General features: G+C 63.6%; 13 protein-coding genes and 1 pseudogene. 9 read left to right on the forward strand and 5 right to left on the reverse strand.

The genetic code is table 11. From position 1 onward, the window contains the following. Positions 1-28: 28 nt before the first annotated feature. Complete coding sequence (locus PE067_RS21610) at positions 29-967, reverse strand: alpha/beta hydrolase (protein ID WP_276191852.1); 939 nt, start codon at positions 965-967, stop codon at positions 29-31. Positions 968-970: 3 nt separating this feature from the next. Continuing rightward, positions 971-1,255 (reverse strand): SCP2 sterol-binding domain-containing protein, encoded by a 285-nt coding sequence (locus PE067_RS21615; RefSeq protein ID WP_276191853.1) that lies wholly within the window; start codon positions 1,253-1,255, stop codon positions 971-973. Positions 1,256-1,314: 59 nt separating this feature from the next. On the opposite strand from PE067_RS21615, the gene PE067_RS21620 reads away from it, so the two are divergent. From PE067_RS21620 to PE067_RS21645, 6 genes are all read left to right on the forward strand, one after another. Then, the gene (locus PE067_RS21620) at positions 1,315-2,088 is read left to right on the forward strand and encodes a tetratricopeptide repeat protein (RefSeq protein WP_276191855.1); all 774 of its coding nucleotides are present in this window, start codon (positions 1,315-1,317) and stop codon (positions 2,086-2,088) included. A gap of 39 nt (positions 2,089-2,127) precedes the next feature. After that, positions 2,128-5,127 (forward strand): helicase-related protein, encoded by a 3,000-nt coding sequence (locus tag PE067_RS21625; RefSeq protein ID WP_276191856.1) that lies wholly within the window; start codon positions 2,128-2,130, stop codon positions 5,125-5,127. 9 nt (positions 5,128-5,136) lie between these two features. Then, positions 5,137-5,412, forward strand: a complete 276-nt coding sequence (locus PE067_RS21630) for an RNA-binding S4 domain-containing protein (protein ID WP_276191857.1) — start codon at positions 5,137-5,139, stop codon at positions 5,410-5,412. A 176-nt stretch (positions 5,413-5,588) separates the two neighbouring features. Continuing rightward, positions 5,589-5,927, forward strand: coding sequence for a ferredoxin FdxA (gene fdxA, locus PE067_RS21635; protein ID WP_276191859.1), 339 nt, complete (start codon positions 5,589-5,591; stop codon positions 5,925-5,927). A 333-nt stretch (positions 5,928-6,260) separates the two neighbouring features. Further along, positions 6,261-6,770: a CarD family transcriptional regulator gene (locus PE067_RS21640; protein ID WP_276191860.1), complete on the forward strand. Its 510-nt coding sequence runs from the start codon at positions 6,261-6,263 to the stop codon at positions 6,768-6,770. 70 nt (positions 6,771-6,840) lie between these two features. Next, the gene (locus tag PE067_RS21645) at positions 6,841-7,230 is read left to right on the forward strand and encodes a VOC family protein (protein ID WP_276191862.1); all 390 of its coding nucleotides are present in this window, start codon (positions 6,841-6,843) and stop codon (positions 7,228-7,230) included. 43 nt (positions 7,231-7,273) lie between these two features. Here the strand turns inward: PE067_RS21645 and PE067_RS21650 are convergent, their stop codons facing one another. Next, on the reverse strand, positions 7,274-8,659 hold the full coding sequence (locus PE067_RS21650) for a M20/M25/M40 family metallo-hydrolase (RefSeq protein ID WP_276191863.1): 1,386 nt from the start codon (positions 8,657-8,659) through the stop codon (positions 7,274-7,276). Positions 8,660-8,831: 172 nt separating this feature from the next. Between PE067_RS21650 and hemA the strand changes: the two genes are divergently transcribed. The 3 genes from hemA (at position 8,832) to ispG (ending at position 12,696) form a co-directional block, all read left to right on the forward strand. Next, on the forward strand, positions 8,832-10,061 hold the full coding sequence (hemA, locus tag PE067_RS21655) for a 5-aminolevulinate synthase (protein WP_276191865.1): 1,230 nt from the start codon (positions 8,832-8,834) through the stop codon (positions 10,059-10,061). A gap of 110 nt (positions 10,062-10,171) precedes the next feature. Further along, on the forward strand, positions 10,172-11,458 hold the full coding sequence (locus PE067_RS21660; RefSeq protein WP_276191866.1) for a helix-turn-helix domain-containing protein: 1,287 nt from the start codon (positions 10,172-10,174) through the stop codon (positions 11,456-11,458). 113 nt (positions 11,459-11,571) lie between these two features. After that, a complete protein-coding gene (gene ispG / locus PE067_RS21665; RefSeq protein WP_276191867.1) occupies positions 11,572-12,696 on the forward strand; it encodes a flavodoxin-dependent (E)-4-hydroxy-3-methylbut-2-enyl-diphosphate synthase in 1,125 nt (374 codons plus the stop codon). 76 nt (positions 12,697-12,772) lie between these two features. On the opposite strand, the gene PE067_RS22065 is transcribed toward ispG, so the two are convergent. Both PE067_RS22065 and PE067_RS22070 read right to left on the reverse strand, forming a co-directional pair. Then, positions 12,773-13,012 carry a DsbA family protein gene (locus tag PE067_RS22065; protein ID WP_346429751.1) on the reverse strand — a complete coding sequence of 80 codons (240 nt, stop codon included), beginning with the start codon at positions 13,010-13,012 and terminating at the stop codon, positions 12,773-12,775. A gap of 115 nt (positions 13,013-13,127) precedes the next feature. After that, positions 13,128-13,676, reverse strand: a pseudogene (locus PE067_RS22070) (thioredoxin domain-containing protein); the annotation flags it as partial. Between the last annotated feature and the right edge of the window lie 78 nt (positions 13,677-13,754).

Raw genomic sequence — 13,754 nt, forward strand, 5'->3', positions numbered from 1 at the left:
ACCAGATTTGTCGATTATGCGTCCGGCTTCAAGGTTGCGCCAGAAAATGGTCGATCACCCCCTGCATGGCGCGCTGACGCAGCGCCTGCCGCTCCATCAGCGGTTCATGGCGTGCGCCGTCCAGTGCCATCAGCGTGGCCGATGGCCATGCGTTCACGCGTTTGTGAATCGCGGCGGGCGAGACGACGGCTTCACGGCTGCCCAGCAGGATCAGGGCGGGCAGGTCGGGGCTGGGCAGGGCGGCCAGCCGGTCGCATTCGCGCAGGGCGGCATGCAGCCAGTCATGGGTGACGCCGCCCAGCATCATCTCGGGCCAGGCGCAGGTTTCGGCCACCATCCGGCCCCAGGTCGCGCCATCCGTGGTCAGCAGGTTCTGGTTGAACGAACTGGCCAGAATAAAGGATTCCGTGCCGCCGCTGGCCGGCACATAGCGGCGCCCCTGACCCAGCCTGCGCGCCAGCGTGGTCACCGCGCGGGCAAAACCCGCCTTGGCGGGCGACAGGTTGATGTTCCACATCGGCGCGCTGAACGCGACCCGTTCGACGGGCAGCCCGTCGATCAGCGCGGCAAGGCCGATGGCCGCACCCATCGAATGGGCCAGCAGGAACCAGGGACGGGGCAGGTGCAGCGCCTGCGCCGCAACGACCATTTCGACGACATCGCACTGATAATCCGCGAAATCGGGGATATGGCTGGCGCGTCCGTCGTCGATCAGCCGGTCCGATAGGCCCTGACCGCGCCAGTCGATGGACAGCACGTCCAGCCCCGCGCGGTTCAGGTCATCCGCGACACGGGCGTATTTTTCCAGATATTCGGTCCGCCCCTGCATCAGCAGGACGGTGCCGCGCCCTTCCCGTGACGGCCAATGCGCCGCCCGCAGGGCAATCCCGTCATCGGCGCGCAGCCAGAAGCAGCGCGCATCGCGCGGGGGATCGCCCGGCAGCGCGTGAAAGGGCGCGGGCTGCATGGCTCAGGACAGCATGGCGCCCAGTTTCATCACCACGCCCATCGAGCCGTCGACCGTCAGCTTGCCGGTCATGAAGGCCATGGTCGGGTTGACGCTGCCATCCAGCAGACCTTCGAAGGTTTCGCGGTCGGCGGTCAGCGTCACTTCGGTTTCGTCATCGCCGGCGCGCACGCCATTGCTGTCGATCACGATCGAGCCTTCGTCCTTGATGACGAATTTCGCGCTGGATCTAAAGCTGGGGATCTTGGCGCTCAGGGCCTGAACGGCGGCATCGACGACTTTGCTCATTTACGATTCTCCAATGGCTTTCTCTGGCATCAGGCCCGGCAAGGGGCTACATAGCGGATATGCGCCAGCCGGTTTTCAATTTCCACAATGTCGTGACGGCACCGCTTGCGGTCAGCCTCACCATATCGCTTTATTGCGCAAGCGCTTTCTGGGCATATGGTCAAGAAACCCTTGACGCGCCTCAGGGAAATGGGCCGGGCGATGCGCCCCTGTCGCAGGACCTGCCCGAAGATCTTCAGGACCTGTTTCCCGATCTGCCCCCCGATCTACCATCGGATCAGCTGCCCGATCCGGGCGGAATCGAGTTGGACGTGACCGGCGTTCCCGCCGATCCGCCCGGCACGCCGGAAAGCACGGATGCCGAAATGGACGAATTGTTCGCCGAACTGGCCGAGCCCGAAGGCGATGCCTGGCGGCGGGCGCAATCGGATATCGAACGCAACTGGTCGCGGTCGGGTTCTGCCGCGATGGACCTGCTGTATAAACGCGGCGAGGCGGCGCTGGACGCGGGCGATTTCACCTCTGCCATCGGCCATCTGACGGCCTTGACCGATCACGCGCCCGATTTCGCCTCGGGCTGGCATTTGCGGGCGGTGGCCCTGTATCTGGATGGTGAATTCGGCCCGTCGGTCGGCGATCTGGCCCGCGTGCTGGAACTGGAGCCACGGCATTTCCCCGCCCTGACCCAGTTGGGCGTCATGCTGGAAGAGGTCGGCGATGACGAAAAGGCCCTGACGGCATATCGCGAAAGCCTGCGCATCAATCCCCATCAGCAAGACGCCGAGGATGCCGTGCGGCGGCTGGAGGCCAGGACGGCGGGGACCGATGCCTGACCAAAGATCCCGCAGCCGATAACCGGGGACAGACCACAGATGAACTCCTCCCGTCTGGTGACGGCCGTGCTTGGGCCGACCAATACCGGCAAGACGCATTACGCGATCGAACGGATGCTGGCCCATCGCAGCGGGGTCATCGGCCTGCCGCTGCGGCTGCTGGCGCGCGAGGTCTATGACCGGATCGTCGCGCGGCGCGGCGCCAATGTCGTGGCGCTGGTCACGGGCGAGGAACGCATCATCCCCGACCGCGTGCAATATTGGGTCGCCACGACCGAGGCGATGCCCGATGTCGGCGCCGATTTCCTGGCCGTCGACGAGATTCAGCTATGTGCCGACCCGGAACGCGGCCATGTCTTTACCGACCGGCTGCTGCATGCGCGGGGCCTGCATGAAACGCTGTTTCTGGGCAGCTACACGATGCGCCCGGCGATTGCCGCGCTGATCCCCAATGTGCAATTCGTCCGGCGCGAACGGTTTTCGACGCTGTCATGGGCGGGGTCGAAAAAGCTGTCGCGGATGCCGTCACGTTCGGCCATCGTCGGGTTTTCGGTTGATAATGTCTACGCGATGGCCGAACTGATCCGGCGACAAAAGGGCGGGGCCGCCGTCGTCATGGGGGCGCTGTCGCCGCGCACGCGCAATGCGCAGGTCGAGATGTATCAGAACGGCGATGTCGATTTTCTGGTCGCGACCGATGCGATCGGGATGGGGCTGAACCTTGATATCCATCATGTCGCCTTTTCCTCGACCGAGAAATTCGACGGCCGCCGCACCCGCCCGCTGTTTCCCCATGAAATGGGCCAGATCGCGGGCCGGGCAGGGCGCCACACGCAGGCGGGCACCTTTGGCGTCACGGGCGAGGCGGACACCCTGGACCCCGGCCTGATCGAGGCCATCGAGAATCACCGCTTCGCCCCGATCCAGCGCCTGATGTGGCGCAATGCGGCGCTGGAATTCGGCACGATGGACCGGCTGATCAGATCCCTTGAAATCAGCCCGGATTCCGAATGGCTGCAGCGCGGTCGCGAAGCCGATGACCTGCGCGCGCTGAAATCCCTGCGCGACATGCCCGAAATCCACGACCGCGTGACGAATGGTCGCGACGTCAAACTGTTGTGGGATGTCTGCCGCGTGCCCGATTTCCGCGGGATTTCCCATGCCGAACATGCCGGATTGCTGACCCGGATCTATGGATTTCTGCAGCAGGGCGGCATTCCAGCGGACTGGATGGCGGGGCAGGTCGCGCGCATCGACAAGACGCATGGCGATATCGACGCCCTGTCCAAACGGCTGGCATTCATCCGCACATGGACCTATGTGGCGCAAAGATCAGGCTGGGTTCGGGACGAAAGTCATTGGCGCGCAGAGACTCGCGCTGTAGAAGACCGCTTGTCGGATGCGCTGCATGCGGCGCTGACGCAGAGATTCGTGGACCGGCGCACTTCGGTGCTGTTGCGCCGGCTCAAACAGAAGGAGAGCCTGTTGGCTGAGGTGAACGATAAGGGCGAAGTGACGGTCGAGGGCGAATTCGCGGGCCGTCTCGAAGGATTTCGCTTTCACGCGGACCCGTCCGCTTCGGGTGACGAGGCGCGGACGCTGACGCGCGCCGCATACGAGGCGCTGCGTCCCGAATTCCACCTGCGGGCTGATCGTTTCTACAACGCGCCCGACACGGAACTGGACTTTACCGAACAGGGCGGCCTGATGTGGGGCAGCTTTGCGGTGGGCAAGCTGGTCAAGGGATCGGAGCCGCTGAAGCCGAGCGTGCAGGCCTTCATCGATGACGAGGCAGGCCCCGAAATCGCGGAAAAGGTCAAGCGCCGGTTGCAGCATTTCATCGACCGCAAGGTCGCCACGGGTTTCGAGGCGCTGCTGGCGCTGAAAAATGACGAAACCCTGACCGGGCTTGCGCGCGGTTTCGCCTTTCGTCTGGTCGAAGGTCTGGGCGTCCTGCCCCGCGATCAGGTCGCGGCCGAGGTGAAGGAACTGGATCAGGACGCGCGCGGGCTGCTGCGCAAGCATGGCGTGCGGTTCGGGCAATATACGATCTTTCAGCCCGCGCTGCTGAAGCCCGCGCCGACCCGGCTGCGGCTGGTGTTGTGGGGTCTGGATCAGGGGCTGGACGAATTCCCCGAAAGCCCGCCCCCCGGTCTGGTGACGATCCCGAACCTGCCCGACGTGCCCAAAGGCTATTATATCCTGTCGGGCTATCATCCGGCGGGCGAGCGTGCGATCCGCATCGACATGCTGGAACGTCTGGCCGACATGCTGCGCGGTCAGGACAGTCGCGCCGGTTTCGAGGCGACAGCCGACATGCTGTCGATCACCGGGATGACGCTGGAACAGTTTTCCGGCCTGATGCAGGGGCTTGGCTATCGCGCCGAACGCGCGGAACGTGCCAAGGCCCGTGCCGAAACCACCGTGATTGCGCCCAGTATCGACCCCGAGGCCGCAGCGTCCGAAAACCCGCTGACCGAAGAGGAAAGCGTGTTGCAGGCCGAAACCCGCGCCAAATGGGAAGCCGAGCAAGAGGCCCGCAAGGCCGCCGAGCTTGAGGCCGAAGAGGCCGCCCGCGCCGCCGCTGGCCAGGACACCGCCGCCGAAGGCGATGCGCCGGCCGAGGCTCAGCCCGCCGAGGTCGAGGTCTATTACACCTTTACCTGGCAACCGCGCCCTCGCCAGAACCGCCGCCCCGCGCAGGGCGAAGACGGCGGCCAGCGTCGTCAGGGCGGCGGTCGCCGTGACCATGACGGCCGTGGCCGTGGCGAAGGCAAAGAGGGTCAGGGTCGCGGCAAGCCGCGTCACGGCGGTCAAGGCCATGGCGGCCAAAATCAAGGCGGTCAACGCCGCAGCGAAGGCGAAGCCGGACGTGGTGAGGGCGGTGGCCGTCATCAGGGCAAGCCGCGCCGGGACAAGCACGACAAGTCCGACAATCAGGGCAGCCGCAAATTCTCGGCCCGGCCCCCGCGCGACGACAAGCCGATTGATCCCGACAGCCCCTTTGCGGTCCTCGCGGCGCTGAAAAACAAGACGTGAGCGCTGCGCGTGGCTGATGCGGGCAGCGACAGCATCCGGCTTGACCGCTGGCTGCATCGCGCCCGGCTGTTCCGCACCCGGACGCTGGCCGCCGATGCGATTTCGGGCGGCGGCATCCGGGTCAACGGCCAGCCATGCCGCAAGCCCGCCCGGACCCTGCGTCCGGGGGATCTGATCACCGTCTCGGCACATGGCCGGGTCAGGGCGATGCGGGTTCTGGCACTGGGCGACCGACGCGGCCCCGCGACCGAGGCCGCGACGCTGTATGAGGAACTTGGTCCCTGATTCTGTCGGATCGGGGATTTGGACAGGAAAAATATTCTGCCCTGACCGGTAAATGCGACAGCTTTGTCCCGTTGCCGAAGGGGCGGGCCGGATGCCCGTCTTTTCGGCAGGCGCGGCCTTGAATGATTGACCCACCGGGCGTAACTACCCCGGAAGGAAACAGGAACGAACAGGCCATGACTTACGTCGTCACCGATAACTGTATCATGTGCAAATACACCGACTGCGTCGAGGTATGCCCCGTGGACTGTTTCTACGAGGGTGAAAACACATTGGTCATCCACCCCGACGAATGTATCGACTGTGGCGTCTGCGAACCTGAATGTCCTGCCGACGCGATCCGCCCCGATACCGAGCCGGACATGGAAAGCTGGGTCGAATTCAACCGGAAATATTCCGAACTCTGGCCCGTCATCACCCGGAAAAAAGACCAGATGGACACGGCCGCCGAACTGGATGGCGTGCCCGGCAAGCTTGAAAAATATTTCTCTCCCGAACCGGGTCAGGGGGATTGATTCTCCCGCAACCCTGACATGATTCGGTGAACATTGCCGCGATCCCTGTCGGGGTTTCCTGCGTAAGGGGCTGATTGCATTGATAATAACGGGCGCGCGCCCGAAAATGCCGCGCCGCCGCAAGATGCTATCTTTTGGGCGAATTTCGTGATATAAACCTGTCACATTCATTGGCAAGCGGACAAGCCCGGCGGCTGCCCGTTTGTCTTTGTAGTGTCGCAACCTGCTGCTGCTCGGCAGGGGCCACAGAGGAACAATCATAAGGCCCATAAGGGGAAACTTCCCCCATGGGGCATTTTGCGCCGCGTGATGGCGCCACCTAGAGGAAGCCAAATGTCGAAATCGAAGAAGTCTGAATTCCGTCCTGACGATTTTGTCGTTTATCCGACCCATGGCGTGGGCAAGATCGTGTCCATCGAGGAACAGGAAGTTGCGGGACTCAGGCTGGAAATGTTCGTCATCTCGTTCGAAAAGGACAAGATGACGCTCCGCGTGCCGACCGCGCGGGCTTCGGAAATCGGGATGCGCGGGCTGTCCACCCCCGATCTGATCGACCGTGCGCTGGAAACGCTGAAAGGCAAGGCCCGCGTCAAGCGTGCCATGTGGTCGCGTCGCGCGCAGGAATATGAACAGAAGATCAACTCGGGCGATCTGATGTCGATTGCCGAGGTCGTGCGTGACCTGCATCGCAACGACGATCAGCGCGAACAATCCTATTCCGAACGTCAGCTGTATGAAGCTGCGCTGGATCGCCTGACCCGCGAAGTCGCCGCCGTCACCGGAACCGACGAAGCCGGTGCCCAGAAAAAGGTCGGCGACGTGCTGACCGCCCGCGCGGCCTGATCCGACGCCCGCAAAGGCTTTGGCGCCCCGTTCCGGGGCGCCTTTTCTTTTGTCAGGTCAGGGTTTTGCCATGCTGCGCGCCATCCATCACGCGGCCATCATCTGTTCGGATTACGACAGGTCGCGCGCCTTTTATACCGAGGTTCTGGGGCTGCGCATCCTGGCCGAAAACTTTCGTGCGGCGCGGGATTCGTGGAAACTGAACCTTGCCCTGCCGGATGGTTCGCAGATCGAGCTGTTTTCCTTTCCCGGCGCCCCCATCCGCCCCGACCGCCCTGAGGCGCAGGGCTTGCGGCACCTGGCTTTCGCAGTCGCGGATGTAGAGGCCGCCCGGCTGTGGCTTGAAGGGCAGGGTGTCGCGGTCGAACCGATCCGCCTCGACGATCATACGGGGCGGTTGTTCACCTTTTTCGCCGATCCCGACGGTCTGCCGCTGGAGCTTTATCAGTCCGACGGATAGCGCGCCCCGGCCATGCGCCGACCGCCTGCCGGGGCGCAGCCCATCATGCCAGCGCGGCCAGAATCCGCGCCCAACTGCGCGCGCCCCGGGCAAAGCTGTCCACGTCGTATTTTTCATTCGGCGAATGGATGCGGTCATCGTCGCGGGCAAAGCCGATCAGCATCGAATCCATCCCCAGGATATCCTGAAAATCCCCGGCAATCGGGATCGACCCGCCCGAACCGATATAGACCGCATCGCGCCCCCATTCCTCGCCAAGCGCCTGTTTGGCCGCGCCGAATGCCGGGTCAGAGATGTTCATGCGGCTGGCCGGGCTGCCGCCATGCGGGGTAAAGGTGATCTCGCAATCGGCGGGCACCTGCGCGCGCATGTAATCCTGAAACGCGGCCTTGATCCGGGCCGGGTCCTGATCGCCGACCAGACGGAAGCTGACCTTGGCGCTGGCGGAACCGGGCAGCACGGTCTTGAAACCCTCGCCGGTATATCCGCCCGACATGCCGTTGATTTCAAAGGTCGGACGGCTCCAGACCATTTCCAGACCCATGCGGTCCCGTTCGCCGATCGGGGTGTTCAGGCCGACATTTTCCAGAAAGGCGGCGGCATCGAAACCCAGATCCTGCCAGTCGCTGCGCAGTTCGGCGGGCAGTTCGCCGACGCCATCGTAAAAGCCGGGCAGGGTGATGCGGCCCGTGGCATCCTTCATGCCCGCCAGCGCATTGCACAGGATTTGCAAGGGGTTGGCGGCAAGACCGCCAAACATGCCCGAATGCAGGTCGCGGTCGGCGGCGCGGATGGTGATTTCCTCGCCATACAGCCCGCGCAGCATGGTGGTGATCGCCGGGCGGCCATCGGCATAGAGGCCGGTATCGCAGATCATCGCGATGGATGCGCGCAGCTCATCGGCGTTTTCCACAAGGAAGGGCCGCAGGCTGGGCGAGCCGGATTCCTCCTCGCCCTCGAACAGCAGGGTCAGGCCGCGCGGCAATTCGCCATGAACCGCCTTCCAGGCGCGGAAGGCTTCGACAAAGGTCATCAACTGGCCCTTGTCATCGGATGCGCCGCGCGCCCGGATCACCGCGCCACTGGCCGTATCCTCGATCACCGGATCGAAAGGCGGACGGTCCCACAGATCCAGCGGATCGACGGGTTGCACGTCGTAATGGCCGTAAAACAGCACGCGGCGACCGCCACCGGGTTGCGAATGGGCGACGACCATCGGATGGCCCGGCGTGTCGCGCACCGTCGCGTCGAAACCGATGCCGCGCAATTCGTTGCACAGCCAGTCCGCCGCGGCGCGCACGTCACCGGCATGGGCGGGGTCGGTCGAGATCGACGGAATGCGCAGGAATTCCGTCAGCCGTTCCAGCGCCGCATCCAGTCCCGCGTCAAGCTGTGCAAGCACCGCGTCGAGCCTGTCATTTTCCGCCATGTCTTTACCTTTCCTGAGTGTTTTTGTCGGTCCGCCATATGGTTCCATGGTCGCACTGCGACAATTTAGTACTGTCTTTTTCCGGTTTTGACCCTTATCAATGCCGGACCCGCGGGATCAGTTCATGGTCTCCCCAGCATGTGAGTTCAAGCAAGGCAAGGGATCTCTTGTGATGGATTATAACGCCGCCCTCGATCAGGCGATCACCAAACTCCACGAAGAGGGCCGCTATCGCACCTTCATCGACATCGAGCGGCGCAAGGGTGTCTATCCGCAAGCGATCTGGACGCGCCCCGATGGCTCCGAACAGGAAATCACCGTCTGGTGCGGCAATGACTATCTGGGCATGGGCCAGCATCCCGCCGTTCTGGCCGCGATGCACGAGGCGCTGGATGCGACCGGCGCCGGTTCGGGCGGGACGCGCAATATTTCCGGGACGACCATCTATCACCGCCGGCTTGAATCGGAACTGGCCGATCTGCATGGCAAAGAGGCCTCGCTGGTCTTTTCCAGCGCCTATATCGCCAATGACGCGACGCTTTCGACGCTGCGCAAGCTGTTTCCCGGCCTGATCATCTATTCGGACGAGCTGAATCACGCCTCGATGATCGAGGGGATCAAGCGTTTCGACGGCGCCAAGCGCATCTTCCGCCACAATGACGTCGCCCATCTGCGCGAGTTGCTGGCCGCCGACGATCCCGCGCTGCCCAAGCTGATCGCCTTTGAATCGATCTATTCGATGGATGGCGATTTCGGGCCGATTTCTGCGATCTGCGATCTGGCCGACGAATTCAACGCCCTGACCTATCTGGACGAGGTCCATGCCGTCGGCATGTATGGTCCGCGCGGCGGCGGCGTTGCCGAACGCGACGGGTTGATGGACCGCATCAGCATCTTCAACGGCACGCTTGGCAAGGCCTTTGGCGTGTTCGGCGGCTATATCGCGGGCGATGCGCTGATGATCGACGCGATCCGGTCCTATGCGCCGGGGTTCATCTTTACGACATCGCTGCCGCCTGCGGTTGCGGCCGGGGCCGCGGCCTCGATCGCGCTGCTGAAAACCGCCGAGGGGCAGGGGCTGCGCGACAAGCAGCAGCTGCATGCCCGTATCCTGAAAATGCGCCTGCGCGGTCTGGGCATGCCGATCGTCGATCACGGCAGCCATATCGTCCCGGTCCATGTCGGCCATCCCGTGCATTGCAAGGCGCTGTCGGACATGCTGCTGGCCGATTACGGCATCTATGTGCAGCCGATCAACTTCCCGACCGTGCCGCGCGGCACCGAAAGACTGCGCTTCACGCCCTCGCCGGTGCATGATCCCAAACAGATCGACCATCTGGTTCAGGCCATGGATGCCCTGTGGTCGCAATGTGCACTGAACCGCTCGTCTGCCGTCGCGTAACCTGATTGTGGGTGAATTGTTCTCGCGCCCGTGATAATCTTCTACTAAGAAAGTTATGCGATAACGCCGATTCGAAGAGATCGGTCAAGAAAGATTAGGGCAGGCGCAAAATGATCGGGCTGCGGGGTTCGTCCCCCTCTCAGCAAGGCACGACGGCGGTCACCGCACCGCCGGGGTTCGAGGATACCGACGATATCCGCCTCGGCGATCTGATGCGTGGCGAACGTGCGACGCTTGGCAAATCCCTGCTGGACGTCCAGCGGGAACTGCGGATCCGTGCCTCTTACATCGCCGCCATCGAAAACTGCGACCTCAGCGCATTTGACGCGCCCAGCTTCATCCCCGGCTATGTGCGGTCCTATTCGCGCTATCTGGGGCTGGACGGGGATTGGGTGTTCCAGCGGTTCTGCGCCGAATCGGGGTTCCAGCCGCTGCATGGCATGGCGCCCGCCGCCTCGGGGCCGAAACCGCAGCGCCGTCCCGCCGACCCGGTCGAGGCGCTGGCCAATCCGCATGTGCTGTTCCTGCCGCAACCGCAAAGCTTCTGGTCCTCGATCGAGCCGCGGGCCGTGGGCTCGGTCCTGGTGATGATCGCGCTGGCCTGTGGTCTGGGCTATGGCGGCTGGTCCGTCCTGCAAGAGGTGCAAAAGGTCAATCTGACACCGGGGGAACAGGCGCCGGGCGTCATCGCCTCGCTGGATCCGGTGCAAGAGGCCGCCATGCCCGAAGCGGTCGACAGCGCCTCGGTCAACCTGCCGCAGCCAGAGGGGCTGGACCGCGTCTATCGCCCGCAGGTGCTGGAGGTTCCGGTGCTGACGGCGCGCGACGGGCCGATTGCGGCGATTGATCCGGGCGTCACCTCGACCACGACGGCGCTGGCCGTGGCCGATCCCGAAGGTCCGGGCCCTGCCACCGCCAATGCCGCGACGGATGGCACAGCGCCGCAGCGCGAGCTGGCCATGGCCGGGCCGGAAATGCCCGGCGACATGGCGGCTGTGCGCACCGTCGCGCCCGACGCGGCCGAGGTCGAGTTGATGGCCGTGCGCCCGGCCTGGGTGCGCGTCACCTCGGCCGATGGCACGGTCTTGCTGGAAAAAACCATGGATGCGGGCGAACGCTTTGCCTTGCCCAAGCTGGAAGAGGCGCTGGTCCTGCGCACCGGCAATTCCGGCGCGATCTATTTCGGCGTCAATGGCCGCACCTATGGCCCCGCCGCGCCGGGCCCCAAGGTCGTCAAGAATGTCGAGCTTTCGCCAAATGCGCTGACCACGAATTTTGCCTTTGCCGATCTGGCCAAGGATCCCGAACTGGCGCAGATGATCGCGCTGGCTTCGGTCGCGCGGTCGGATCAGGGCAATGGCGACACCACATCCACCGAAGGCGTGCTGCAGGAATAGCGCCGCATGCCGGGGTGGGCAGCCCGCAGGTGTGACGCAACCGTGAAGCGCGTCGCGGCTTGCTGCCTTGCCCGGCCGGGGCTATGTCTGGCGTCAAGCGAAAAGGCAGGCTCATGACCCATAATCCGATCCGCCCCTGGCGCAATATTTCCCGCCGCAAGTCGCGGCAGATCATGGTCGGCTCTGTCCCCGTCGGGGGCGATGCGCCGATTTCCGTCCAGACCATGACGAACACCGACAGTTCGGATGTGCGGGCGACGCTGGATCAGGTCATCCGCGCCGCCGATGCCGGTGCCGATATCGTCCGCATCTCGACCCCCGATGTCGCATCGACCCAGGCCCTGCGCGAAATCTGCCGCGAAAGCCCGGTGCCGATCGTCGCCGACATCCATTTCCACTACAAGCGCGCCATCGAAGCGGCCGAGGCGGGCGCGGCCTGCCTGCGCATCAACCCCGGCAATATCGGCGATGCCAGCCGCGTCCGCGAAGTCATCAAGGCCGCGCGCGATCACGGCTGTTCGATCCGCATCGGCGTGAACGCGGGCAGTCTGGAAAAGCATCTGCTGGAAAAATACGGCGAACCCTGTCCGGCCGCGATGGTCGAAAGCGGTCTCGACCACATCAGGATCCTGCAGGACAACGATTTCCACGAATTCAAGATCAGCGTCAAGGCCAGCGATGTGTTCCTCGCCGCTGCCGCCTATCAGGAACTGGCCGAGGCGACCGATGCGCCGATCCATCTGGGCATCACCGAGGCGGGCGGTTTCGTCGGCGGCACGGTGAAATCCGCGATCGGTCTGGGCAACCTGCTGTGGATGGGCATCGGCGACACGATCCGCGTCAGCCTGTCCGCCGACCCGGTCGAAGAGGTCAAGGTCGGGTTCGAGATCCTGAAATCGCTAGGCCTGCGCACCCGTGGCGTCCAGATCATTTCCTGCCCAAGCTGCGCGCGTCAGGGTTTCGACGTCATCAAGACGGTCGAGACGCTGGAAAAACGCCTTGAACATATCAAGACCCCGATGAGCCTGTCGATCATCGGCTGCGTCGTGAACGGTCCGGGCGAGGCGCTGATGACGGATATCGGCTTTACCGGCGGCGGCGCGGGTGCGGGCATGATCTATCTGGCGGGCAAGCAGGACCACAAGATGACCAACGAACAGATGGTCGACCATATCGTCGGACTGGTCGAGGAACGCGCCGCCCTGATCGAAGCCGCCAAGGACGAAGCTGCCGAATAACCCCCGAGGTCAAGCGAGGCAGAGGGTTTCAAAGGGGGCGGCAGTCGGTGGCCCCTTTGCGTATTTGTCTGGAATATCAGCCTTTTTCGGCGTTGCGGATCTGTTCGACCGCAGGTGCCAGACCGCTGGCCGGAATGCCGCGCAGCAATTCGGACCCGATGACGAAGGTGGGGGTGCCCTGAATCGCCATCGTCTCTGCCAACTGGCGATTGGCGCCCAGGACATCCGTCACCTCGGCGGAGTTCATGTGGTTGATGATCGGGCCCGCCTCCAGACCCAGTTCCCCGGCCACCTCGGTCAGCGTTTCCAGCGTCACTGGCGACGCGCATCTCCATCAGGGTGTCATGCGCGCGTTTGTAGTCATCCGCACCCGAAATCTGCTGCACCGAGATTGCAAATCGCGATGCCAGTTCGCTTTCCGGCCCCAGGATCGGGAACTCTTTCAGAATAAAGCGGATATTCCCGTCGTTCTTGATCAGCGCCTCCAGTTCGGGATTGACCTTGCGACAGTAGCCGCAGCGATAGTCGACGAATTCGACCAACGTCAGATCGCCGTCGGGATTGCCGCCGACCCAGCTGTGGCCGTCCTGAAAAATGGCGTCGCGATTGTTTTCGACCAGCAGCTTGTCATTCTGCGCCTCTTGCGAGGCCCGGCGGGTTTCCAGCACGTTGATCGATTCGACCAGCACCTCGGGATTGGCCATCAGATAGTCGCGGATCGCCTCGCCAAAGGCCTGCTTTTCGGGTTCGGACATGTTTGCCGGGTCAAAGGCCGTGGCGGGCAGGGCGGTTGCGGCCGACAGGGCGGCGGCGACAAAAAGGGCTTTCATGGCATTCCTCATGATTTCGCCAAAGGATGCCCGCGCTGGATCGGGGTTGCAAGAACACCTCTGCGTGATTTCGGCGCGGGCCGGGACCGGACTTGACCCTGCCGGGCGCAGTTGGGATAGGAACGGCACAAGAAAAGATGGGCGCAACATGAGACAGTCGGAACAGGTGCTGTCACACGAGTATGGAAGTCGTTCTTTAACCTTAGCAATACGTAACTGAACGAAGCA

This window comes from Paracoccus sp. DMF-8, assembly GCF_029309835.1.
Taxonomy (GTDB): domain Bacteria; phylum Pseudomonadota; class Alphaproteobacteria; order Rhodobacterales; family Rhodobacteraceae; genus Paracoccus.